General features: G+C 62.0%; 19 protein-coding genes. 9 read left to right on the top strand and 10 right to left on the bottom strand.

Annotation, left to right across the window (positions count from 1 at the left end; genetic code table 11):
- The first annotated feature begins 15 nt into the window (after positions 1 to 15).
- The 6 genes from glnA (at position 16) to FG381_RS09820 (ending at position 6817) form a co-directional block, all read left to right on the top strand.
- A complete protein-coding gene (gene glnA / locus FG381_RS09795) occupies positions 16 to 1428 on the top strand; it encodes a type I glutamate--ammonia ligase (RefSeq protein ID WP_139688624.1) in 1413 nt (470 codons plus the stop codon).
- Between the two features lie 185 nt (positions 1429 to 1613).
- The gene (gene glnL, locus FG381_RS09800) at positions 1614 to 2783 is read left to right on the top strand and encodes a nitrogen regulation protein NR(II) (RefSeq protein ID WP_139688625.1); all 1170 of its coding nucleotides are present in this window, start codon (positions 1614 to 1616) and stop codon (positions 2781 to 2783) included.
- 84 nt (positions 2784 to 2867) lie between these two features.
- A complete protein-coding gene (ntrC, locus tag FG381_RS09805; RefSeq protein ID WP_139688626.1) occupies positions 2868 to 4460 on the top strand; it encodes a nitrogen regulation protein NR(I) in 1593 nt (530 codons plus the stop codon).
- Positions 4457 to 5098, top strand: coding sequence for a hypothetical protein (locus FG381_RS09810; RefSeq protein ID WP_139688627.1), 642 nt, complete (start codon positions 4457 to 4459; stop codon positions 5096 to 5098). Before ntrC ends, FG381_RS09810 begins: the two co-directional genes overlap by 4 nt.
- Positions 5099 to 5168: 70 nt before the next feature.
- Positions 5169 to 6227: an RNA methyltransferase gene (locus FG381_RS09815; protein ID WP_139688628.1), complete on the top strand. Its 1059-nt coding sequence runs from the start codon at positions 5169 to 5171 to the stop codon at positions 6225 to 6227.
- Entirely contained in the window at positions 6224 to 6817 is a 594-nt protein-coding gene (locus FG381_RS09820; RefSeq protein WP_139688629.1) for a DUF805 domain-containing protein, read from the top strand. The genes FG381_RS09815 and FG381_RS09820 overlap by 4 nt, the downstream gene beginning before the upstream one ends.
- An 83-nt stretch (positions 6818 to 6900) precedes the next feature.
- Here FG381_RS09820 and FG381_RS09825 read toward each other — a convergent pair whose 3' ends face one another.
- The 5 genes from FG381_RS09825 to xth form a co-directional block, all read right to left on the bottom strand.
- Positions 6901 to 8409: a tripartite tricarboxylate transporter permease gene (locus tag FG381_RS09825; protein ID WP_139688630.1), complete on the bottom strand. Its 1509-nt coding sequence runs from the start codon at positions 8407 to 8409 to the stop codon at positions 6901 to 6903.
- Between the two features lie 12 nt (positions 8410 to 8421).
- On the bottom strand, positions 8422 to 8883 hold the full coding sequence (locus FG381_RS09830) for a tripartite tricarboxylate transporter TctB family protein (RefSeq protein ID WP_139688631.1): 462 nt from the start codon (positions 8881 to 8883) through the stop codon (positions 8422 to 8424).
- A 307-nt stretch (positions 8884 to 9190) separates the two neighbouring features.
- Positions 9191 to 10192 carry a Bug family tripartite tricarboxylate transporter substrate binding protein gene (locus FG381_RS09835; protein ID WP_139688632.1) on the bottom strand — a complete coding sequence of 334 codons (1002 nt, stop codon included), beginning with the start codon at positions 10190 to 10192 and terminating at the stop codon, positions 9191 to 9193.
- 314 nt (positions 10193 to 10506) lie between these two features.
- Positions 10507 to 11247 carry a transporter substrate-binding domain-containing protein gene (locus FG381_RS09840; RefSeq protein ID WP_226960279.1) on the bottom strand — a complete coding sequence of 247 codons (741 nt, stop codon included), beginning with the start codon at positions 11245 to 11247 and terminating at the stop codon, positions 10507 to 10509.
- Between the two features lie 2 nt (positions 11248 to 11249).
- Positions 11250 to 12056 carry an exodeoxyribonuclease III gene (gene xth / locus FG381_RS09845; protein ID WP_139688633.1) on the bottom strand — a complete coding sequence of 269 codons (807 nt, stop codon included), beginning with the start codon at positions 12054 to 12056 and terminating at the stop codon, positions 11250 to 11252.
- 228 nt (positions 12057 to 12284) lie between these two features.
- Here xth and FG381_RS09850 point away from each other — a divergent pair, with 228 nt between their 5' ends.
- Positions 12285 to 12617 (top strand): hypothetical protein, encoded by a 333-nt coding sequence (locus FG381_RS09850; RefSeq protein WP_139688634.1) that lies wholly within the window; start codon positions 12285 to 12287, stop codon positions 12615 to 12617.
- A 283-nt stretch (positions 12618 to 12900) separates the two neighbouring features.
- Entirely contained in the window at positions 12901 to 13905 is a 1005-nt protein-coding gene (locus FG381_RS09855) for an ornithine carbamoyltransferase (RefSeq protein ID WP_139688635.1), read from the top strand.
- A gap of 116 nt (positions 13906 to 14021) precedes the next feature.
- On the opposite strand, the gene FG381_RS09860 is transcribed toward FG381_RS09855, so the two are convergent.
- The 4 genes from FG381_RS09860 to FG381_RS09875 all read right to left on the bottom strand — a co-directional run bounded on the left by FG381_RS09860 (position 14022) and on the right by FG381_RS09875 (position 20640).
- A complete protein-coding gene (locus FG381_RS09860; protein WP_139688636.1) occupies positions 14022 to 16085 on the bottom strand; it encodes a M3 family metallopeptidase in 2064 nt (687 codons plus the stop codon).
- Positions 16086 to 16158: 73 nt separating this feature from the next.
- On the bottom strand, positions 16159 to 17037 hold the full coding sequence (folD, locus tag FG381_RS09865) for a bifunctional methylenetetrahydrofolate dehydrogenase/methenyltetrahydrofolate cyclohydrolase FolD (RefSeq protein ID WP_139688637.1): 879 nt from the start codon (positions 17035 to 17037) through the stop codon (positions 16159 to 16161).
- A gap of 248 nt (positions 17038 to 17285) precedes the next feature.
- Positions 17286 to 18149: a response regulator transcription factor gene (locus FG381_RS09870; RefSeq protein WP_139688638.1), complete on the bottom strand. Its 864-nt coding sequence runs from the start codon at positions 18147 to 18149 to the stop codon at positions 17286 to 17288.
- Between the two features lie 88 nt (positions 18150 to 18237).
- A complete protein-coding gene (locus FG381_RS09875) occupies positions 18238 to 20640 on the bottom strand; it encodes a PAS domain S-box protein (RefSeq protein WP_139688639.1) in 2403 nt (800 codons plus the stop codon).
- Positions 20641 to 20851: 211 nt separating this feature from the next.
- Here FG381_RS09875 and rpiA point away from each other — a divergent pair, with 211 nt between their 5' ends.
- Entirely contained in the window at positions 20852 to 21532 is a 681-nt protein-coding gene (gene rpiA, locus FG381_RS09880) for a ribose-5-phosphate isomerase RpiA (protein WP_139688640.1), read from the top strand.
- A 97-nt stretch (positions 21533 to 21629) separates the two neighbouring features.
- On the opposite strand, the gene FG381_RS09885 is transcribed toward rpiA, so the two are convergent.
- Positions 21630 to 21902 carry an oxidative damage protection protein gene (locus tag FG381_RS09885; RefSeq protein ID WP_139688641.1) on the bottom strand — a complete coding sequence of 91 codons (273 nt, stop codon included), beginning with the start codon at positions 21900 to 21902 and terminating at the stop codon, positions 21630 to 21632.
- Between the last annotated feature and the right edge of the window lie 226 nt (positions 21903 to 22128).

Genomic DNA, 22128 nt, shown 5'->3' on the forward strand with positions numbered 1-22128 from the left:
TTTAGGAGAAGAGGTATGACGTCCGCTGCTGATGTGCTGCAGATGATTAAGGACAACGACTGCAAGTTCGTGGACCTTCGCATCACCGATCTGCTCGGCAAGGAAATGCATCTCACGATCCCGGCCGACAAGATCGACGAAGATACGTTTGAGCTCGGCCAGCCCTTTGACGGCTCGTCCTTCGTCGGCTGGCGCGGCATTGAATCTTCCGACATGCTTCTGCAGCCGGACCCCAACACCGCCCGCATGGACCCCTTCCGCGAAGCCAACACGCTCGTGCTCAACTGCGATGTGCTTGAGCCGACGACGGGCAAGGGCTACGACCGCGACCCGCGCTCGCTCGCCCGCCGCGCCGAAGCCTATCTGAAGTCGACCGGCATCGGCGACACGGCCTACTTCGGCCCCGAACCCGAATTCTTCGTCTTTGATTCGATTCAGTGGGATCATCGTCCCGGCTCCTCCTTCTTCAAGATCGGCTCCGAAGAAGCGCCCTGGTCGAGCGGCCTTGACATGGAAGGCGGCAACCTCGGCCACAGAAACCGCATGAAGGGCGGCTACTTCCCGGTCTCCCCGGTCGATTCGATGGCCGACCTGCGCGCAGAAATGTGCACGCTCCTCGAGCAGCAGGGCGTTCCCGTTGAAATCCACCACCACGAGGTGGGCGGCGCCGGCCAGTGCGAAATCGGCACGCGCTTCTCGACGCTCGTCGAGCGCGCCGACTGGACGCAGATTCTCAAGTACACCGTCTGGAACGTTGCGGCCGCCTACGGCAAGACCGCGACCTTCATGCCGAAGCCCGTCGAGGGCGACAATGGTTCGGGCATGCACGTTCACCAGTCGATCTGGAAGGACGGCCAGAACCTCTTCTCGGGCAACGGCTACGCGGGCCTCTCCGAAATGGCGCTCTACTATATCGGCGGCGTCATCAAGCACGCCCGCGCTCTGAACGCCATCACGAACCCCGGCATCAATTCCTACAAGCGCCTCGTTCCGGGCTTTGAAGCGCCGGTGAAGCTCGCCTATTCGGCCCGTAACCGTTCGGCCTCGATCCGCATTCCGTTCGTCAACAGCCCCAAGGCCCGCCGCATCGAAGTGCGCTTCCCCGATCCGCTCTGCAATTCCTACCTCGGGTTCTCCGCGCTCCTCATGGCCGGTCTCGACGGCATCCAGAACAAGATCCATCCGGGCGAAGCCGCCGACAAGAACCTCTACGATCTGCCGCCGGAGGAAAACGCCAAGATCCCGACCGTCGCGCCCAATCTCGAGGTGGCTCTGAACGCCCTCGACGCGGACCGCGAGTTCCTGACGAGGGGCGGCGTCTTCTCGGACGATCTGATCGACGCCTACATTGCTGAAAAGAGGAAGGAAGTGCTCAAGGCCGAAATGGCCGTTACGGCGCTCGACTTCGACCTCTACTACTCGCACTGATCGGTCTGAGGCCAGAAGCATCCGAAGGACTTTGAGGACCGGAATCTTCCGGTCCCGTCCGAAGGATTCGAAGGACGTTTTTCCGGGGAACGGTGCATTGAGTCATCGTTCCCCGGTTTGCCTTTCCGGAGTGCCCGTCTGAAGCCGGTGCATTGCGGAAAAACCATTTTTTCTCTCCGGCAGGCATGACGACAAAGATTCCGCATGAGCCACAAAAAGGCGCTCTCAATTCGGCTCCGCTCCTTGATGCGCTTTCCACGGCCGTCTTTTCGCTTGACCGCGTCGGGCGGATCACGACCGTGAATTCGGCGGCCGAAACCCTTCTCGGACGTACGAGAAGAGGGCTTCAGGGAGAGCCCGCAGCGGAATTCATCGAGGAGGCCGGGGCCTGGTTCCCGCTATCAGAAAATGCGGGGATGGTTTCCTATGCGTCCCTCACGGAACTTCGCCGGGGACTGGCCGATCCCGTCCGCGTCCGCGCCGTCCTCTCCTCCCTCTCTGCGGAGGACGTCCGCGCGTCGGGACTTCCCTTCGATACCGCATGCCTCCTTGAAGTCTCGGAACTCGAGGATGCGCTCCAGGCGGAAAGAAGCGCCATGGAGGCGAGCGTTCGCGCCGCGAACAGCGAACTCCTCAGGAATCTCGGGCACGAAATCAAGAATCCGCTGGGCGGCATCCGGGGCGCGGCGCAGCTCCTTGAGACCGAGCTCGTCCGCGATGAGGACCGGGAATGCACAAGCGTGATTCTCGAAGAGGCGGCAAGGCTCCAGTCCCTGGTCGACCGGCTGCTCGCGCCCTACAGAAGGCCGCGGACCTCCGAGCCCGTCAACATTCATGAGGTGCTCGAGCACGTGAGGAGCTTGATCGGACTCGAATTCGCGACCGGCCTCAGAATCGAGCGCGACTACGATATTTCCGCGCCCGCCGTCATCGGAGACCGCGGACGCTTCATTCAGATCTTCCTCAACCTCGCGAGGAATGCCGCGGAAGCAATGACCTCCGAGCGTGCCCGGGGAAAGGCGGAAATCGTCTTCGTCACGCGCATTGCGCGCGACGTGATGCTCTGCGGCAAGCGCGTGCGGCTCGCACTCAGGGTCGACGTCGTCGACAACGGCCCGGGAATACCGGAGGAAATCCGCGGGCGCATCTTCTTCCCGCTCGTTACCGGGCGCGCGGAAGGCTCCGGCCTCGGACTTTCCATCGTGCGCGCCTTTGTCGAGGAAGCGGGCGGCGCCATTTCCGTCGAAAGCCGTCCGGGAAAGACGGACTTTACGGTGATTCTTCCCCTCGGGTCCCGGAAGGAAGCGGAAAAGAGCGACCGCTCCCCGACGGGCGGCACCGGCATAAAAATTTAAAGAACGCACACCATTGACGCCCGGCTTCATCAGGCTCCTTTCCAGTCAGAGACGAATGAACGGGCGAAAGGACAGAAATCCCTCATGCTTGACGATACTCATCAAATTGAGCTTTCCGCAGCGGCCGGAAGCGAACCTGTGTGGGTGATTGACGACGACCGCGCGATCCGCTGGGTACTCAATCGCGCGCTTTCGCGCGAAGGCATCGGCTGCCGCACCTTTGAGCGCGGTCAGGATGCGCTCGCCGCGCTCGAGGCGATTGAAGCCTCCAAAGCCGAGCGTCCCCTCGTGCTTGTTTCCGACATCCGGATGCCGGGGCTTTCAGGGGTTGATCTCCTCGCGCGCGTGAAGGAAATCGCGCCCGATCTGCCCGTCATCATCATGACGGCCTTTTCGGACCTCGACAGCGCCGTTTCGTCCTTCCAGGGCGGCGCCTTCGAATACCTGACGAAGCCCTTTGACGTCGCGAAGGCCGTTGAGCTCATCAGCCGCGCGATGGAGGATGCGAAGCACCGGGCGGCCGCCTCGCCCGGCGAGGAAGCGCCTTCCGGGGAGCCGCAGCCTGCCGTTCCCGACCTGATCGGTCAGGCTCCTGCCATGCAGGAAGTCTTCCGCGCGATCGGAAGGCTCTCGCAGAGCAACGTCACGGTGCTCCTCACGGGCGAATCGGGCGCGGGGAAAGAAGTCGTCGCCCGCGCCATCTGGAAGCACAGCAAGCGAAGCCGCGCGCCCTACATTGCGATCAACATGGCGGCGATTCCGCGCGAGCTCCTTGAGAGCGAACTCTTCGGACACGAAAAAGGCGCCTTCACGGGCGCCACGGCCACGCAGCTCGGGCGCTTCGAACAGGCCAAGGGCGGGACGCTCTTTCTCGATGAAATCGGCGACATGCCGATGGAACTTCAGACGAGGCTCCTGCGCGTGCTCTCGAACGGCTATTTTTATCGCGTCGGCGGCCGTCAGCCCATCAAGGCGGATGTCCGGGTCATCGCCGCCACGAATCAGAATCTTGAGGAGCGCGTGAAGGCAGGGCAGTTCCGCGAGGATCTCTACCACCGCCTCAACGTGATCCGTCTGAGGCTGCCGCCCTTAAGAGACCGCGTTGAGGACATCGCGCCTTTGTCGGCGCATTTCCTGAGAACCGGCGCGCGCGAGCTCGGCGTTGAGGAGAAGGTGCTGACCCCTGAGGCGCTTGAGGTTGTAAAGCGCTTTCCCTTCCCGGGAAACGTGAGGCAGCTTGAAAACCTCTGCCGGTGGCTCCTTGTCATGGCGCCCTCGAAGGAAATCCGCGTCGAGGATCTGCCGCTTGAAATCAGGAGCGCCTCGGAAGCGCCCGAAATGCGCCTGATGGCGGCTCCAGCGCTTCCCGCGGACGAAGAGACCGGAGCCGGCGCCGGAACCTGGACCGGACTCCTTGCCGAAGAGGCAAGGAAGCGCCTTCAGGCAGGCGAATCCGGCGTCTGGCAGACGCTTTCCGACGAATTCGAACGCGCGATCATCCGGAGCGCCATGGAGGTGACGCGCGGCCGCCGCATTGAGGCGGCCGAGCGTCTCGGCGTCGGCAGAAACACGCTCACGCGAAAGATTCAGGAGCTTGGACTCTCGGACGAACTCGCCCAAAGGCTCCCGCCCCTGAGGCGCACGGGCGAGGACCTTCCCGGAGGCAGGGACAAGTGAAGCTCAATGCCCCGGGGACGGCGGATGCGCCCGAAAATCTCGCGCGAGGCGTGCTGATCGTGATGCCTCCCGGGTTCGGGCCGGAATTGAATGATGCGGAGCTCCCTCCCGAAGGGGAGGCGCGCCGCGCCTTGCTTGAAAAACTGATGCGCCCGAGGGGCGTCATTACGGCGTCCCGCATCGACCGGGGGTTTGCGGTCTCCGAGACCCTTCGGTGGCTGGCTGCCGCCGGGTTTCCCGTGGAGGCGGAGGCGAAGCGCTTTTCGATCTTCACCTGGCCCGCGGCATGGGACGGCCGCGCGCGGGACGGCCACGTCGCGAGGGATGCCGTTCGCGAGGCCGGGAGGCTTCGGGACGAATTTCAAAAGCGCTCGCCCCTCATTGCGGTTTTCCTCTCGAGCCAGCTCCTTGATGCGGCGAACGACCCGGCCGTGCGGGAATTCCTCGCGCCCGTCGCCGGGCATCCGCTCGAACCCGCCTTCCGGCTCTCGGGCGAAAGGCTTCGGATTCTCGGGCAGCGCTGGGAGAAGACCCTCATGATCGGGCTCCCGGTACCGAGAAAAAGCATGCGGCCGGGGTTTCCCGAAGAAGCCGCACGCGCGATCCGAACGCTCTTCGTGCGCGAGGAATTTCTCTAGGGAAATTCGACTAAAATCCCGGGTCTTTGCTGTATTTTTCCGCCTGGCGAGCGAGGAAGCGCCTTCTCTCATGCCCGATCTGATTTCAACGCCCGATTCGCTCCCATCTCTAAATTCGCTCGAGGAGCTTCATCAGCTCCTCATGAGTCTCGGCGCCGGGCCCGCGCATGAGCGCCGGGTGCTCCGCGCCTGGCTCGGGCAAATCGGCTGGGAAGAGGCGGCGGAAAGCCGCAGGCTTCGCCTTCCGAAAGCGCTTGCTCAAAAGCTTCCCGCCATCCGGGAGGCTCTCGGGAAGGCGGCCGCCATTCGCTCCCGCCATCCGGGGGCGGATCCCGAAAGCGAGCGGCTTCTCATTACGCTCGCCGACGGCCAGACGATTGAATCGGTGCTGCTTCCCCGGCAGGGCGTCTGCGTTTCGACCCAGATGGGCTGCGCCGTCGGGTGCGTCTTCTGCATGACGGGAAGATGCGGGCTCGTGCGGCAGCTTTCCGACATTGAAATCGTCGCTCAGGCGGCGATCGCCCGGGAGCTCCGTCCCGCAACGAAGAAGGTGGTCTTCATGGGCATGGGAGAACCTTCGCACAACCTGGCAAACGTCATGCGCGCGGTGGAGTTTCTGGCTCAGTTCGGCGACTTCGGCCACAAGGACCTGGTGATTTCGTCGGTGGGCGACGAAAGGCTTTTCGAGCGCCTCTTCGCTTCGGCCGCGAAGCCCGCGCTTGCGGTCTCGCTTCATACGACGGATGACGAAAAGCGCGGCAGGCTTCTCCCCAAAGGCGCGCGCATGACCGTCTCCCGCATCATCGAGCGCGCTGAAAGCTGGGCGCGGGCCACGGGCTATCCCGTTCAGTACGAGTGGACCTTGATGAAGGGCGTCAACGACTCCTTCGAAGAGATCGACCGGCTCGCCGGGCTCCTTAAGGGGAAATACGCCATGGTGAACTTTATTCCCGTCAATGCCGTCGAGGATTCGCCCTGGGTGCGGCCCGACCGCGCGCATGCGGTGGAGCTTGTGCGGCGCCTGCGGGGCAAAGGCATCATTGCGACATTGCGCGATTCGGCGGCGCAGGATGTGGACGGCGGCTGCGGGCAGCTTCGCGCCCGGGTGCTTAAAAGGGAGACGAAATGACTGAAAAGAAAGAGAAGACCACGCTCGAGCGCGCGGAAGCCGCCGTAGAAACGCCGATTCCGCAAAGACGCAGAAGACGCTTCTGGCTCCTCTGGTGGATCTGGGCGGTCTTCGGCGCCGCCGTCTCCTTCCGGGGCACGCTCTCGGGCTCGTGGATCGCCATTGCGGCGATCCTGACGGCGCCCTTCTGGGCGATGTTCGTCCTCTGGCCCTTCTTTGCGCTGAGAGACCGCCTGAGGGCCAAACGCCTCTGGGCGGCCGAGGTCCTCGTGCTCCTCGCGCCTGAAGTCCGGGGAAGCGATGAGGAGAAGACGGCGCTTCCGGTCATCATCGGCAGAAACGGCGGCGTCCTCGTGCCGCTTGAAGCCTGGGAGTGCGCTTTCCCCACGATTAAGGCGGCCATGATTCCGGCGGAAGCTGTGGCCCCCGGCACCTATCCCGGCGTCAATCTCCCGGTCCTGAGGGAAGAGGATCTCTTTGCCTCCGGACTCTGGTCGGAAGAGAAAAGGAAGCCCGCCGGGGCGTCTCTTTCCGATCTTGAATCCTCAGGGCTCTGGGTCGAGCGTCTGAGGCTCGCGAAGAGAAGCTGAAAAATCCCAAAAAAGAAAAACCCCGCCGGAAGCCAAACTTCCACTGGCGGGGTTTCTTTTTGTCCTAGAGGAGAAAAGTGCCTTTAATCCTCAACGAACGCCTTCTCGCGGCCGGAGCGCACGGAGGGGAGAATCACGAGGAGAAGGAGAACCGCCGAGACGGCAAGGAGCGACCCGGAGATCGGTCCCGTCACGAAGGTTGAGAGGTCGCCCCTCGAAAGCAGGAGCGCGCGGCGCATGTTTTCCTCCAGCATGGGCCCGAGGATGAAGCCGAGAATGAGCGGAGCGCATTCGCAGCCCAACTTGTTGACGATCCACCCGAAGATCCCGAACCCGATCGTGATCCAGATGTCGAAGGGGTTGTTGTTGATCGAATAAACGCCGATGGCGCAGAAGACGAGGATTGCCGGGTAGAGGAGCCGGTAGGGTACGCGAAGAAGCTTCACCCAGAGGCCGATCAGGGGAATATTGAGGATGACGAGGAAGACGTTGCCGATCCACATGGAGACGATGAGGCCCCAGAAGAGCGACGGGTTCGTCGTCATGACCTGCGGGCCCGGGGCAATGTCGTGCAGCATCAGGGCGCCGATCATGAGCGCCATCACGGCGTTCGAGGGAATGCCGAGCGTGAGCATCGGAATGAAGCTCGTCTGTGCGCCCGCATTGTTGGCGGATTCCGGTCCCGCCACGCCGCGGATATTGCCTTCGCCGAAGGGCGGATTGGCGTTTTTGCCGGCGAGCTTCTTTTCAAGCGTATAGGACGCAAAGGAGGAGAGAAGCGCGCCGCCCCCGGGGAGAATGCCGAGAAGCGATCCCAGGATCGTGCCGCGGGTAATGGCGCCCGCGCTGTCCTTCAGGTCCTTCGCGCTCGGAAGGACCTTGCCGACGGCAGCCGGCACGGCTTCGCGGCCCCCGGCCGCATCGAGATTGCGGATGATTTCCGCAAAGCCGTAAACGCCCATCGAGAGCGCGACGAAGTCAAGCCCGTCCATGAGTTCGTCGACCCCGAAGACGTAGCGCAGCGCTCCGGAATTCACGTCCATGCCGACGCAGCCGAGGAGAATGCCGATGAAGATCATGCCGATCGCCTTCAGGAGCGACCCGGAAGCGAGCACCACCGCGCCCACGAGGCCGAGCACCATGAGGCTGAAGTATTCGCGGGGACCGAATTCAAAGGCGACGAGCGTGAGCGGTTCGGCAAAGGCGGCGATCAGAACCGTCGCGAAGCACCCGGCAATGAAGCTGCCGAAGGCGGCAACGCCGAGGGCCGCGCCCGCGCGTCCGAGCTTGGCGAGCTTGTGGCCGTCAAGACACGTGACGACGGCGGCGGCTTCACCCGGAATGTTGACGAGAATTGCTGTGGTGGAGCCGCCGTACTGCGCGCCGTAATAGATGCCCGCGAGCATGATGAGCGCGGACGAGGGGTCGAGCGCATAGGTGATCGGAAGGAGCATCGCCACGGTGGCGACGGGGCCCATGCCGGGAAGCACCCCGACGAGCGTGCCCAGGGAGACGCCCACGAAGCAGTAAAGAAGGTTCGTGAGCGTGACGGCGTTCTGAAAGCCGATGAGAAGATTATTGAGGAGATCCATCCCGTACTCTCCTTATAGGAATGTCGGCCAGAGCGGCACGATGAGCCCGAGGCCGCCGATGAAGAGGAGCGCCGAGAGCGTGGTGAGGAGCACCGCTGAAATCAGGGCGTCGCGCAGCCTGAAGAGCGGGTGGGCAAGGGAGGAAATGACCACCATGAGGCCGATCGAGAGCACGAAGCCGAGGGTGAGGAGCGTTGCCGCATAAAAGGCGGCGCTGCCGAGAATGAGGAGCGCCGAAAAGGGTTTGCCGAAGTCGATGCGGGCGTTCTCTTCAGAGACCCGCGTCGTGAGGAGCGCCTTCACGACGATGACGAGGCCCGTGAGGATGATGGCAACCGAAATAATGAGCGGGAAGTATCCCGGCCCCATGCGCGCGAGGGTTCCGATTTCGTTCTCTCCGAGGGTCGTCGCGCCGAAGAGGCCGATCGCGATGTAAAAGAGCCCTGCTGCGAAATCCTTCTGGTTTTTGAGCATGTTGATTCGTGTCCGGGGCCGCGCCAAGGGACCGGGCCCGATCGGACGGAAAAGGAAATTCGTTGTTGGATGCTGGAAGAGGAGCTCCCTTTCCGGAAAAACGCCTGTTTTTTTTCAGAAAGGAGTCCGTGAAAATCCGAGGATTATAAGTAGGCTTTCTTCCCTGACGCGCCGTCCCCAAAAGAGAAAACGCGAAAGCGGCCCGAACTTTGCCAATCAATGGAAAAGCACGGACCGCTCTCATCGCAGCCGCCGGGGGGCTTCAAGAAGCGCCTTCCGGAAGGCTGCGGGCGCCGCTTGGGAGGCGTCAGTCGACGCGGGCGCCGGCGATCTCGACGAGCACCTTGTACTTCTTCGCCTCTTCGTCAATGAGGCTCTGGTATTCAGCAGGCGTCGTCGGGGCGGGAAGCGCGCCGAAGGCGCGGAACTTCTTGTCGGTGGCCGGGTCCTTCAGAACCGGAACAATCGCGTCGTTGAGCGCCTTCACGACGTCGTCGGGCGTTCCGCCCGGCACCATGAGGCCGAACCAGGTGTAGATGTCGAAGTCGGGAACGCCCGCCTCCTCCATCGTGGGCGCGTCGGGAAGGAGCGGCGTGCGGGTCTTCGTCGTCACCGCGAGCGCGATGAGCTTGCCCGCCTTGATGTTGGCCGCAGCCGAGGCAAGGTTGTCGAAGATGAGGTCGGTCTGGCCGGAAATCACCGAGAGGAGCGCCGGGGAGGCGCCCGCAAACGGAATGTGCACCATGTCGATGCCGCACTGGCGCTTCAGGAACTCGCCCGCCATGTGGCCCGCCGAGCCGTTTCCGCCCGAAGCGTAATTGAGCTTTCCTGGGTTCTTCTTCGCATAGTCGATCAGGTCCTTCACTGTCTTCACGCCCGTCTTCTGAGAGAATTCCGGCGTGATGACGAGCACGTTCGCCGCAGTGGCGACGAGCGTCACGGGCTTGAAGTCCTTTTCGGGATCGTAGGGGAGCTTCTTGAAGAGCGAGGGGTTGATGGCGAGCGTTGCCACCGCGCCCATCACGAGCGTATGGCCGTCGGGACGCGCATGGCTCACATAGCTCATGCCGACGTTGCCGCCCGCGCCGGGACGGTTTTCAACCACGACGGTGCCGAGAACAGGCGTCACGGCGTCGGCAATGGCGCGCGCGGAAACGTCGAGCGGACCTCCCGGCGGGTAGGGAACCACGATGCGGATGGGGTTGCCGCCCTCACCCTTGAGCGCCGCGGCGCAGGCATTCATCGGAAAATAAGAGGCGCTCGAGAGTGCCACCGCTCCGATGGCACCCAGTACAGTGCGACGCTGCATAAGGGATGCTCCTTTCTTGATGCAAAAATAGTCTTTGGTTTCAGCAAAGACTATGAAATATATGGCGCTTCCTTTGCAATTCAATTTGCGAAGTGGCGCCTGAGACCTGAATTAGAGCACGCCCGAGAAAGGTGCGCGCATGCTCCGAAGCGGCGACTTGCGGCGTTCTTGCCGAATCTCATTTCGACTAGGGAGAGGAACCTAAGAAAATGGCTCGAAAGTCGGAAAAGCCCGGAGAGGCCCGACGGAATCCTCCCGGCGGGAATCGGGATGGAGCCGGAGGAGGTGCGTTAGAAGTTATGCGGCGTTTTGCGTCAGCTGCCGAGCCACTTGTGGGAGAGTTCGGCCAAGAACCCTGTGCGCTCTAGCCTTCCCCAGGCGGAGAGAAGCGACGTGATGAGAAGTTCTCCGGGAAGGCTTTCCCTCCCGGGTAGCTGGGGCTTTCTGACGCCGCGGCGCACGAGAATGGTTTTCCAGCTTTCGGGGGTCAGCCCCTTGCCGCCGAAGGCGAGCGTGAGGCGCACGTCTCTGGCGGAATACCAGCGCGCTTCAAAGGAGTCGGTAATCATGACGTCGCCCACTTCGGACGCAATGCGCGCCGGAATCGAGGCATTGTCGGCGACGGTCGCGACCGATGCGCGCTTGAGGTGCGTATTCACGAAGACTTCATTCGTGCCGCCCGGGTTCTTGATGACGCGGACCGCGGGGTGATTGAGGTCTTCCGGGACGAGAAAGCGCTTTTCATCGGATTTTCTGATGAGCGCCACTTTTGCAAAGGGCGCGTAGCGCGGCAGGTCGTCAAAGCGCCTTGCGCGCTCCGGAAGCCAGGAGACGCCGCCCGCGGCGACGTCGAAGCGCCCGGCGGAAAGCTCCTCAAAGAGCGCGGGCCAGCTCGTCAGAATGAACTGCGGCGCGAGGCCCGCTTCCCGGCAGAGTCCCTCCATGAGGTCGATGTCGTGCCCGGCAAAGCCCGCCTGAGAGCCTTCGTCGATGATGCCGAAGGGCAGGTAGTCGCCGGGAATGCCGATGCGGAGCCGGGGTTTCGCGTTGATCACGATCAGTACTCAAGGAGAAGCGTGGCGGGGGCGTGGTCGGAAGGCTGGGCATTCCCTCGGGGACGGGGGTCGACGGCGGCTTCCTTCACGAAGGGAACGAGGGCGTCGGAGACGAGCATGAGGTCGATTCTGAGGCCGTGATTCTTTTCAAACCCGCTCTGGCGGTAGTCCCACCAGGAGAAGGTTTCCGCGGGCTGGCTGAAGAGCCGGAAGCTGTCGCGAAGGCCCAGGGCCTCAAGGCGCCGGAGCGCCGCGCGCTCCGCGGGCGAACAGAGAATCTTCCCTTCCCAGTAGGCCGGATTCCACGTATCGGCTTCTGCGGGCGCAATGTTGAAGTCGCCCCCGAGAATGAGGCGGGGCGATGCTTCAAGAAGTGCGCGCAGATGCCGCGAGAGCGTGGAGATCCAGTCGAGCTTGTAGAGGTACTTGCTCGTGCCGATCTCCTGCCCGTTCGGGAAGTAGGCGCCGCAGAAGCGTATCGGCTCGCCCCCGGCGACGGGCGTGAGAAGCGCGCTCACGAACCGCTTCTGGTCGTCGGGGTACCCCGGGATGTTGAGTTCGACCGCCTCGGGCGTCCTGACGGTGCTCCTGCGGGAGATGAGGGCAACGCCGTTATAGGTCTTCTGTCCCGTGAAGACCGCATCGAACCCGGCCTCGAGGAAGGCCTCCATCGGGAAAAGATCGTCGGTGAGCTTCGTTTCCTGAAGCACGAGCGCATCGGTTCGGGAGAGTTCGAGCCACTCAAGCACCTGAGGCAGGCGAACCTTGAGCGAATTGACATTCCAGGAGGCAAGACGGAGTTGAGGCATGGCGGAGAAGAGTCCTTTCAGACGAAAACTTCAGGCGCCATAGTTTGCCACAGCGAATCCTTCGGGGAAGAAGCACCGGGCAGCGTTTCTGTTCAGGGACAATCGGTAATCTTCCGCACTTTGGAATAATGCACCGCACAGCCTATCATTGGGAGCGGAGGATCCCCGCGGAGGTCCCCGCTCAAACTCCGAAGCGTTTCCGTACGAACAGAAGACCGAATTTCGATCATGGGAAAAAAAGACTCAGCAAAGGCTGCCGGCAAAGCCCCTTCCAAAGGAGCGGCAAAATCCAAATCCGTGCTCAGGCTCATCAAAAAAGCTCAGGCGAAGCGCACCCCCGGGACGCCGATTGATCTTCGTCCTGAGGAGGCGAGAAAGAAGAGCGTGGAAAAGGAAGAAAAAGGGTATCTGCGCTGCTCGGCGCGCCTCACGGCCGAACAGCTGGCGTTCTGGCATGCCGCGGGCGGCTCCGAATGGACGAGGCGCCTCCTTGCAGAAGGCATGCGGATGAAGGAAATGGCAAAAGCGGCTCAGGCGCCGATTGAAAAAACGTCAAAGTAGCCTCATAAGCACAGCCGTCTTCAACCGTTTGAATGCATTCGGTTGTCTTTTTGCGCCTTGGTCCATGTCATCCTGTGCCAATGGTCGACAATAAGAAACATAATAAAAACAATATGTTATGGTCTTCGGGCGCGTCACGGAGCCTAGGTAGAAAGTACTAGCGGAAGGCCCCTGCCTCCTCCTAGAATGAAATGCGCCTTGCCTCGCTGAGCATCCAAAATGCGCTCGCCGGGGAAGGCGAAGAGCGAATTTCTCATACACCTTTCTATTCCTGGAGCATTCCATGCCGATGAATCTTCGCGGCCGCAGCCTTCTCAGTCTCGTTCACCACACGCCTGCCGAGATCGACTATCTCATCGATCTCGCCATTGACCTCAAGAAGGCCAAGCGCATGGGGACGGAAGCGCGCCGACTTGTCGGCAAGAACATTGCGCTCGTTTTCGAAAAGACCTCCACCCGCACGCGCAGCGCCTTTGAGGTTGCCGCCCACGATCAGGGCGCCGGCACGACCTTCTTTGACCCCTCGTCCTCGCAGATCGGCCACAAGGAAAGCATCAAGGATACGGCCCGCGTGCTCGGCCAGATGTACGACGCGATCGAATACCGCGGCTTCTCGCAGCAGGTTGTCGAGGAGCTGAGGGACTATGCGGGCGTTCCCGTCTACAACGGCCTCACCGACGAGTGGCATCCGACCCAGATGCTCTGCGACCTCATGACGATGAAGGAAGCGAGCGGCAAGGCCTGGAAGGACATTTCCTTCGCCTACATGGGCGACGCGCGCTTCAACATGGGTAATTCCCTCCTCATGGTCGGCGCCAAGATGGGCATGGATGTCCGCATCGGCGCGCCGAAGGAATGCTGGCCTTCCGAAGAACTGATCGCGCTCGTCACTGAAATGGCTGAAAAGTCGGGCGCGCGCATCACGATTACCGAGGATCCCGTCGAAGCCGTGAAGGGCGCCGACTTCATCCATACCGACATCTGGGTCTCGATGGGCGAGCCCGCCGAAGTCTGGGCCGAGCGCATCAAGCTCCTGAAGCCCTACCAGGTGAATGCCGCCCTCATGGCCGCTTCGGGGAATCCCAACGTGCGCTTCATGCACTGCCTCCCGGCCTACCACAACGCCGAAACGAAGGTGGGCGCCAAGGTGATTGCGCAGCATCCCGAACTGAAGGACGGCGTTGAAGTCACGGAAGACGTGTTTGAATCGCCCGCGTCGATCGTCTTCGAGCAGGCCGGAAACCGCATGCACACCATCAAGGCGCTGATGGTGGCGACCCTCGCCTAAAGCAACGCCTTGAGCGCTTCGGGGACGCGCATCGTTCCCGGCGCATCATCGACAAAAAAGCCGCCCGCAGCTTTCTAGGAACTCCGGGCGGCCTTTTCTTTTTCTCGGGACTGTTTTTAAGCCTTCGCGGGCGCTTCGACAATGCCCGAGAGCCTCAGGAGGGCATCGAGCTCAGGCTTTCTGCCGCGGAAGGCAACGAAGTTCTCGATGGCATCGCGGCTCGAGCCGCGCTCGAGAATTTCCGCGAGGAACCGCCGGCCCGTCTGAGGGTTGAGAACGCCTTCCTCTTCGAAAGCGCTGAAGCAGTCGGCCGAGAGCACTTCCGCCCACTTGTAGCTGTAGTAGCCCGCGGCGTAGCCGCCCGCGAAAATGTGCGCGAAGCTTTGCGGGAAGCGGTTCCACTTTGGCGGAAACACCACGGCGACCTCTTTGCGAACGGCGTCGAGAAGCGCCGGAACCGAACCCGTCTTCGGGTTGAATTCCGCGTGAAGGAGCATGTCGAAGAGCGCGAATTCGACCTGACGCACGCAGAAGGCGCCGGCTTCAAAGTTCTTCGCCGCGATCATCTTCGAGAAGAGCTCGTCGGGAAGGGGCTCGCCCGAATCGGCATGACGCGAAATCGCCTTCACCACATCGTGCTCCCAGGCGAAGTTCTCGAGGAACTGGCTCGGGAGCTCAACCGCATCCCATTCGACGCCGTTGATGCCGGAAACCTGCGCCTCTTCCTGGGCCGTGAGAATGTGGTGGAGCGTGTGGCCGAATTCATGAAAGAGCGTCGTCACCTCGTCGTGCGTCATCGTCGCTTCCTTTCCTTCGACCGGAGCGGCAAAGTTGGTGACGAGGTAGGCGACGGGCGTGACGAGCGTGCCGTCTGAAAGACGCCGCCGCGTGCGCTCGCCGTCCATCCAGGCGCCGGAGCGCTTCCCCTCGCGGGCGTAGAGGTCCGCGTAGAAGGCGGCAATTTGCTTCCCCGCGCGCTTCACTTCGAAGTACTTGACGTCCGGGTGCCAGACGGAAGCGTGCTTTTCCTCGATTTCGATTCCGAAGAGCGTCTCCACCATGCGGAAGAGTCCGGCGAAGACGGCATTCTGCGTGAAGTAGCGCTTCACCTCGGCGTCCGAATAGCTGTAGCGGGCTTCGCGGAGCTTTTCAGCCGCATAGGGACGGTCCCAGGGCTCGACCTCGTCGATCCCGAGGGTCTTCTTTGCAAAGTCGTCGACTTCGCCCGCATCCTCGAGCGCGCGCGGGCGCGAGCGCTTCGCGAGGTCGCGCAGGAACGCGAGCACTTCCGCGGGGTCCTTCGCCATCTTGGTGGCAAGCGACAATTCGCCGAAATTTTTGAATCCGAGAAGCTCCGCCTCTTCGCGGCGCAGCTCCAGAATGCGCTTGATGATCGGCGTGTTGTCGTACTTCCCGTCGTCGAATTCCGCCGCGCGCGTCGAGAAGGCGTAGTAGAGCGCCTCGCGAATGCCGCGGTCGGCGCAGTACTTCATGGCGGGGAGGTAGGAGGGGAACTGGAGCGTGAGCCTCAGGCCCGACTTTCCCGCCGCCTTCGCGCTCGCGCGGTAGAGCGCAATCGTCTCGGCGGGCACGCCCGCGAGGCGGCTTTCATCCGGGAGAAGAAGCTCGAAGGCGTTCGTTGCGTCAAGGAGATTCTCGCTGAATTTCTGCGAGAGCTGAGAGAGCTCCTGGCCGATCGCCTTCACCCGTTCGCGCTTCTCCTTCGGGAGCGCGGCGCCCGAAAGCTCGAAATCGCGGATTTCGCGGCGGATGATGCGCTGCCGCACGGGCGAGAGCGCTTCGAAGGCGCAGCTTCTCTCGATTTCAAGATACTTTTTATAGAGCGCTTCGTCCTGCGAGATGCGCAGGTAGAGGTCGGTCGCGAGCGGAAGCGCCTCATTAAAGGCGTCGCGCAGCGCCGGCGTATCGACGACGCTCTGCAGGTGGCCGATGGCGCCCCAGGAGCGGGAAAAGGCGAGCGAGGCTTCTTCAAGGGGCGCGACAACCGCGTCCCAGGTCGCGGGCGTTTCGGGGGCGGTCGCCCGGGCGAGCGCTTTTTCAAGATCCCCGGCAAGCTTTTTCACGGCCGGCATGACGTGTTCGGGGCGTACAGCGGCGTAATCAATGAGATCGGTAATGTTGAGAAGCGGGTTGTCCGCTTCCTGAGGAGCAGTCGTCATTCTGAAGAAGCAGTAGGAATAAGGGAGAGAAAGGGCCGTTCTTTCTGAAGAACGGCCCGCATTGATTCAGGCATCAAAGTGTATCGCCTTGACCGAGATGCCGTTCGGCCGCGAGCACCGTGTTGGAGATCAGCATGGCGATCGTCATGGGGCCGACCCCGCCCGGAACGGGCGAAAGGGCGCGTGCGACTTCCGAGACGCTCTTTTCGTCGACGTCGCCGCAGAGCTTTCCTTCTTCATCGCGGTTCATGCCGACGTCGATCACGACGGCGCCGGGCTTCACCATGTCGCCCGTGATCATTCGGGCGCGGCCGGCGGCCGCGACGAGAATGTCGGCGCGGCGCGTGATTTCGGCAAGGTTGGGCGTTCTGCTGTGAGCGACCGTGACGGTGGCGTGGTCCTCAAGGAGCATGAGGGCCTGGGGCTTTCCGACGATGTTGGAGCGCCCGACCACGACGGCTTCGAGTCCCTCGGGGTTGACGCCCACGGATTCGAGCATCTTCATGACGCCCGCAGGCGTGCACGGGCGGAAGCCTTCGTCGCGGCGGCCGACCAAGAGCGCGCCCGCAGAGAGCATGTGAAAGCCGTCGACGTCCTTCCCTGGATCAATCGCCTCAATGACGGCGCTCGCGCGGATCTGCCCGGGGAGCGGGAGCTGCACGAGGATCCCGTCGACCGTCGGGTCGGCATTGAGCTCGCCGATGAGCTTGAGGAGCGCCTCCTGGTTGGTGTCGGCAGGAAGACGGTATTCGCGCGAGGAGACGCCCGCACGTTCGCAGGCGCGGGTTTTGTTGCGCACGTAGACGCAGCTCGCCGGGTCTTCGCCCACGAGCACGACGGCAAGTCCGGGGCGGCGTCCTCCGGGGAGCTGAGCGAGTTCCTCGCTTCTCTTTCTGGCGCGCGCTTCAATTTCGCGGGCAAGCGCCTTGCCGTCAATAATCTGTGCTGTCAATTCTTCTCTCCTCTTTGTATCAGAGTGATGTGTCGGGTCGGGGACGCTTCAGGGATCCTTCTCCCGGGAATGACCATTATTGCCCGGAAACGCCCGCAGCCGATTTCTTCTCATGGAAGAAATCCGAACGCGCTTTTGATGAAGCACAGGGAGCGGCGTCGACAAGCGCCAAAGAAAAGCGCCCTGACGGGATATCCGGCAGGACGCATTCTTCAGGGGCTCAAAGCCCGGGACTGAGGGAATCGGGCTTAGACGAGTCCGCTCGTGGGGCCGCCGATCGAGCTGTTGATGCCCGTCACGGTCGCTTCTTCCTCGCGGCGCTGGCGTTCGGCTTCCGCTTCACGCAGCTCCGTATCGAGGCGGCGCAGGTGTTCGGCATTTTCTTCCGTATGGGGAAGTCCCGTTTCAGCGAGCCGGCTCGGGAGCGCGGCGACCGCCTCAGCGAGGGTCGAGGAAATCTTCGGATAGAGCTCGGACTTGACGATGACGCGCATCAGGTCGGCAACGGTGCCCGACCCCGTCTTATCCATGATCGAAGCGCGGTGCGCTTCCACCGTCTTGATGGAAATGCCGAGATCGTCGGCGATCTGCTTATTGAGGCGTCCGTTCACGATGCGCTCGAGCACCTGCTGTTCGCGCGGCGTGAGCTTCTCGATCAGCGTACGGTTCTGCGCGAGCGTCTGGCGGCGCTGGAAGAGCTCCTTGGCGGTCTTCATGGCGCGCTCGACGAGCTTCTGGAGCTGCGGCTGCTGGAAGGGCTTCTGGATGAAGTCCATCGCGCCCTTCTTGAAGGCCTGAACCGCCTGAGGCACATCGCCGTGACCGGTGATGAAGATGAAAGGAGCATCAATGCGGCGCCTGAGCAGATGGTCCTGCACGTCGGAACCCGACATGCCGGGCATTCTCAGGTCGCAAAGAATGACGGAGGGAACATTTTCATTGAACTGGGCAATGAAGGTCTCTCCGCTTTCATAGTCCTCAACGCGGTAGTTCGTGGACTCGAGAAGCCATTTGATCGATTCACGAACATCTGCGTCGTCATCGATTACGTAGACGAGCCCGTTCTTGTTTTCTCCGGAAAGCTCGTTGGTGTAGTCGTAGCTGGATAGCATTTTCTGGTTGTCTCCTTTCGGGAAATTCTATTTTAGCCAAGTTCTAATAGGGCGAAACACGAAAAAAGACTTTTGAAATTGTCGTTCCTTATGCCTTTTCGCTTCCCGGTCCGATGACGGGCACCGTGAAGGAGAAAGTGGAACCGCCTCCGGGAGTAGTCTTCACAATGAGTTCTCCGCCGTGAAGCTCGGCAATCGAGCGGCAGATGTTGAGTCCCATTCCCATGCCCTCGCTCTTTGTTGAATAGAAGGCGTCAAAGAGCTTCGAGCGAAGCTCCTCCGGAATGCCGGGCCCGTGGTCGACGATCGAGAAGCGGATGCGCGAAGCGTCCTGCGGATCAATTTCCGCATAAAGCCTCATGACGCGGCGCTCGGGCGGGAGGTTCGCCCCGGCGCAGGCCTCCATGCCGTTTTTGAGAAGATTGAGAAGCAGCTGCTCGAGCATCACGCCGTCGCCCATCATGAGGGGGAGATTCTCCGGAACATGCAGCTCAATCGAGCTCTCGAGCTTTCTCGCCTGAATGTTGGCGAGTTCGAGCGTTTCCTGAATCACAGTCTGCACGGCCACGGGCTCGAGCTTGGCGTCGGTTTTTTTCGCAAATCCGCGGATGCGCTGAATGATGCGGCCCGCACGCTGCGCCTGATTTTCAATGCGCGAGAAGCTCTGCGCCTCGCGCTCCTTCGAAAGCGTGCCGGCGGCGAGCATCGTGGCGGCCGCATTGGCGTAGTTGGCGATGGCGGCAAGCGGCTGATTGAGCTCGTGAGCGAGGGAGCTTGCCATCTCGCCCATCGTCACGAGGCGGTGCGTCGATTCGGCGCGCCTCAGCTGCGCCTCGCGGGCAAGCTCAAGCTCGCGCCGCTCGGTAATGTCGGTGGCGATCATCATGACGGCGGGTTCGGAGCGCGTCCAGACGATGGGCTGCAGGCGCACGTCGAACCATCGGCCCGATTCCTCATCGAAGATGCCTTCGCTCTGTACGGACGCAGGCGTTGCCTCAAAGCGCTTCAGAAGTCTTGCGCCCCCGTAGGGGAGGTCGTTGAAGAGCGTCCGGTAGGAGCGGTTGGCAAAGAAGAGCGTGCTGCGGTCGGGTTCGGAGAGCACCGCAATGGCGCTTGCCATCGACTCCACCACGCGCGTGAAGCGCTCGTTCGCGTCCTCGACGCGCTGCCGTGCGGTCACGAGCGGCGTCACGTCAAAGAGCGCGCCGATCGTGCCGAAGGCGCGTCCGGTTTCGTCAAGAATGGGGGAAAGCCGGAGCTCCGCCCAGAAGAGGTCGCCGTTCTTCTTCTTTGCCTGAAAGCGCAGCGTCTGAGCCGATGAATCCGCATGCGAGAGTGCGGCATCGATATGGGGCATCAGATTTTCGATCCAGTAGGGATAGGGCGGTTCGCGCCCGAGAAGATCCTTCGCGGGGTAGCCCACAATCCTCGGGAAGGTTTCGTTGACGTAAAGGATTTTTCCCGAGAGATCCGCAACCCGGAGGCCGACCACGGCGGACTCGGACATGGCGCGGCGAAGCGAATATTCCGTCGCAAGGAGCCGGTGCGAGCGGTGCTGCTGGCGCTGGTAGTAAAAGACGATGGCGACCGCGAGAAGGAGCATTACGGCAAGTCCGGCAACCGCAAAGTACTGCACGCGGTTCGTCGCAAAGAGCGCGTGTTCGTAGCTTCTCGCCTCGAGCATCATGTTGGCGCCCTTCGCGTGGTGAAGGAACGTGATGGGCGCGCGGTAGTGAATGGGGGCGACGAGGGAGGAGGAGGCAATGGTCGAGCGCTGCCCGCCCGACGCGAGTACGGGCCGGTCGTTGAGGAGAAACTGGAACTGGTAGCGCGACGAGGAAAGGCGCTGCTCGGCTGTTGAGAGAAGCCACGAGAGGTCAAGACGGGCCACAAGCACATGCGAGCGCGTGGGGGTCGGAACCACGAGGTTGATGAAGACCCGGTCGGACGATTCCGAAGAGTAGAAGGTCGTGCTGGCCGACCGGTCCTCGAGGAGGACCTCTTCAATGGCGCGCAGAGTCGGCGCGTCCCGCACGTCGGAAGCGGAATTGAAGATCGCCTGCGTCTGAAGCGACACCGAGCGCCAGCCGTGAATCACGTCGCCCTCGCGGGAAACAAGCGCGATTTCAATCACCTCCCGGCGGTCGGCCATGAGGGTTGAGGCGGAGAGATCGGCCGAGGCAAGGGAATAGTTCCCTTCGGGCGAATGCATGAGGCGCATCGAGAGCTTCTGCAGAATTTCGGCCGTGCCGGTAATGCGGGCTTCAATCGACTGGATGACGAGGTCGGTCGACTGCTTGAGGCGGATGGTTTCCGCCTCCCGGTCGGCGCCGATCACGAGCCAGGAGATGCCGAGAAGAAAGGCCGCCACGAGAAAGAGCGCCGCCCAGGAGGCCCAGAGCGCGCGCTGCGTGATGGCCGGGAGCCTGTCGGAAGCGTTGAGGTTCTTGAAGGCGTCTGTAATCAGCGGGTCCGGACGTGGTGTGGACATGATGGATGCGCTCGAAGAGAAGGCTCAAAATGGTGACGTTCGCATTGTAGAAGCCTCAGGCGGGAAGTCTCTCTTTTAAAATGAGGAAAGATCAGAATTTTCGCGAAGGCTCAGGGATTCCCATGCGATGAAGGACCGCATGAGGACCTCCTTGAGAAAAGCCATTCTCTTCGCGCCCTTTCCCTTTTCTCTTCTTTCAGGACGAACCCATATGACGGAAAAACAGCCCATGAGTCAGACGGAACTGAAGCGCCTTGTCGCGCGCGCTGCGCTCGACTACATCGTGCCGGGCGAAATTCTCGGCGTCGGCACGGGCTCGACGGTCGACCAGCTGATCGACCAGCTGCCCGGCATCCGCGAGCGGATTCCGGCCTGCGTCTCGAGTTCCGAACGGTCGACGAAGCGCCTTGAGGCGCTCGGCTTCAAGGTGCTCGACATGAATGAGGTCGAATCGATCGGGGTCTACATTGACGGCGCCGATGAAATTGATCCGGGCTTTGCGATGATCAAGGGCGGCGGCGGCGCGCTCACGCGCGAAAAGATCGTCGCTTCCATTTCGGGAAAGTTCGTCTGCATTGCCGATGCCTCAAAGAAAGTCGACGTGCTCGGGCGCTTCCCGCTTCCCGTGGAGGTGATTCCCATGGCGGCGGGCGCGATCCGGCGCCGTCTTGAGGCGTTGGGCGCCAGCGTGAAGCTGCGCGACTTCGTGACCGACAACGGCTGCAGCATTCTCGATGCGGCCGGTCTTTCCATTTCGGATCCGAAGGCGCTCGAGGATGAAATCAACAGCTGGCCCGGCGTCGTGACGGTGGGGCTTTTCGCGCATCGTGGCGCCGACGTGCTTCTGCTCGGCACGTCCGAGGGCGTGAAGACCTTCAGAAAGGCGGAGTAGCCTTTTTTCCAAAAGGAAAGCCTCCCGAAAGGAAACTTCTCCCGGGAGGCTTTGTGCTTCTGGCGAATCTACAGGCGCTTCAAGCGCTTCAGGCGGCTCAGGCCTTGGGCGTGTAGTTGGGAAGGTCGCCCGTCTTCCCGTCGCCGAAGAAGTAGCGCTCGCACTGGCTCATCAGGTGCTTTCTCGCCGAAAGGTCGGCGAGATTGAGCTGGTACTCGTTCACCATCATCGTCTGCAGGCGCGTCCACTCGCCCCAGGCTTCCTTGCTCACATTGAGCCAGATGCGCTTGCCGAGCTCGCCGGGAAACGGCGGGTAGTCAAGACCTTCGGCTTCCTTGCCGAGCTTCACGCAGTGGACCATACGGGCCATTGAAAGATCTCCCTATAGGTTTTTCGAGAGGATGCCGCGTCTCAGAATTGCAGACGCGCACTCCAGTAAAAGGCATCAGGCGTCTGCGCCGTAATCCGCCGGGGAAAAATTCCCGGGAAGGCGCAGCCCCAAGCGAATCAGTCTACACGATTGCCTCCCGGACGCGTGCGGCGGGGGATCATCCTCCGGGACTCCGTCATTTCTATAATGCAACACTCTTTTCCGA

Source organism: Sutterella faecalis, assembly GCF_006337085.1.
GTDB classification, from domain to species: Bacteria; Pseudomonadota; Gammaproteobacteria; order Burkholderiales; family Burkholderiaceae_F; genus Sutterella; species Sutterella faecalis.

Bases quoted from the DNA above. Each gene is read 5' to 3' on its own strand.
- glnA (WP_139688624.1), top strand. From the start codon at position 16: ATGACGTCCGCTGCTGATGTGCTGCAGATGATTAAGGACAACGACTGC.
- glnL (WP_139688625.1), top strand. From the start codon at position 1,614: ATGACGACAAAGATTCCGCATGAGCCACAAAAAGGCGCTCTCAATTCG.
- ntrC (WP_139688626.1), top strand. From the start codon at position 2,868: ATGCTTGACGATACTCATCAAATTGAGCTTTCCGCAGCGGCCGGAAGC.
- FG381_RS09815 (WP_139688628.1), top strand. From the start codon at position 5,169: ATGCCCGATCTGATTTCAACGCCCGATTCGCTCCCATCTCTAAATTCG.
- FG381_RS09820 (WP_139688629.1), top strand. From the start codon at position 6,224: ATGACTGAAAAGAAAGAGAAGACCACGCTCGAGCGCGCGGAAGCCGCC.
- FG381_RS09825 (WP_139688630.1), bottom strand. From the start codon at position 8,409: ATGGATCTCCTCAATAATCTTCTCATCGGCTTTCAGAACGCCGTCACG.
- FG381_RS09830 (WP_139688631.1), bottom strand. From the start codon at position 8,883: ATGCTCAAAAACCAGAAGGATTTCGCAGCAGGGCTCTTTTACATCGCG.
- FG381_RS09835 (WP_139688632.1), bottom strand. From the start codon at position 10,192: ATGCAGCGTCGCACTGTACTGGGTGCCATCGGAGCGGTGGCACTCTCG.
- xth (WP_139688633.1), bottom strand. From the start codon at position 12,056: ATGCCTCAACTCCGTCTTGCCTCCTGGAATGTCAATTCGCTCAAGGTT.
- FG381_RS09850 (WP_139688634.1), top strand. From the start codon at position 12,285: ATGGGAAAAAAAGACTCAGCAAAGGCTGCCGGCAAAGCCCCTTCCAAA.
- FG381_RS09855 (WP_139688635.1), top strand. From the start codon at position 12,901: ATGCCGATGAATCTTCGCGGCCGCAGCCTTCTCAGTCTCGTTCACCAC.
- FG381_RS09860 (WP_139688636.1), bottom strand. From the start codon at position 16,085: ATGACGACTGCTCCTCAGGAAGCGGACAACCCGCTTCTCAACATTACC.
- FG381_RS09870 (WP_139688638.1), bottom strand. From the start codon at position 18,149: ATGCTATCCAGCTACGACTACACCAACGAGCTTTCCGGAGAAAACAAG.
- FG381_RS09875 (WP_139688639.1), bottom strand. From the start codon at position 20,640: ATGTCCACACCACGTCCGGACCCGCTGATTACAGACGCCTTCAAGAAC.
- rpiA (WP_139688640.1), top strand. From the start codon at position 20,852: ATGACGGAAAAACAGCCCATGAGTCAGACGGAACTGAAGCGCCTTGTC.
- FG381_RS09885 (WP_139688641.1), bottom strand. From the start codon at position 21,902: ATGGCCCGTATGGTCCACTGCGTGAAGCTCGGCAAGGAAGCCGAAGGT.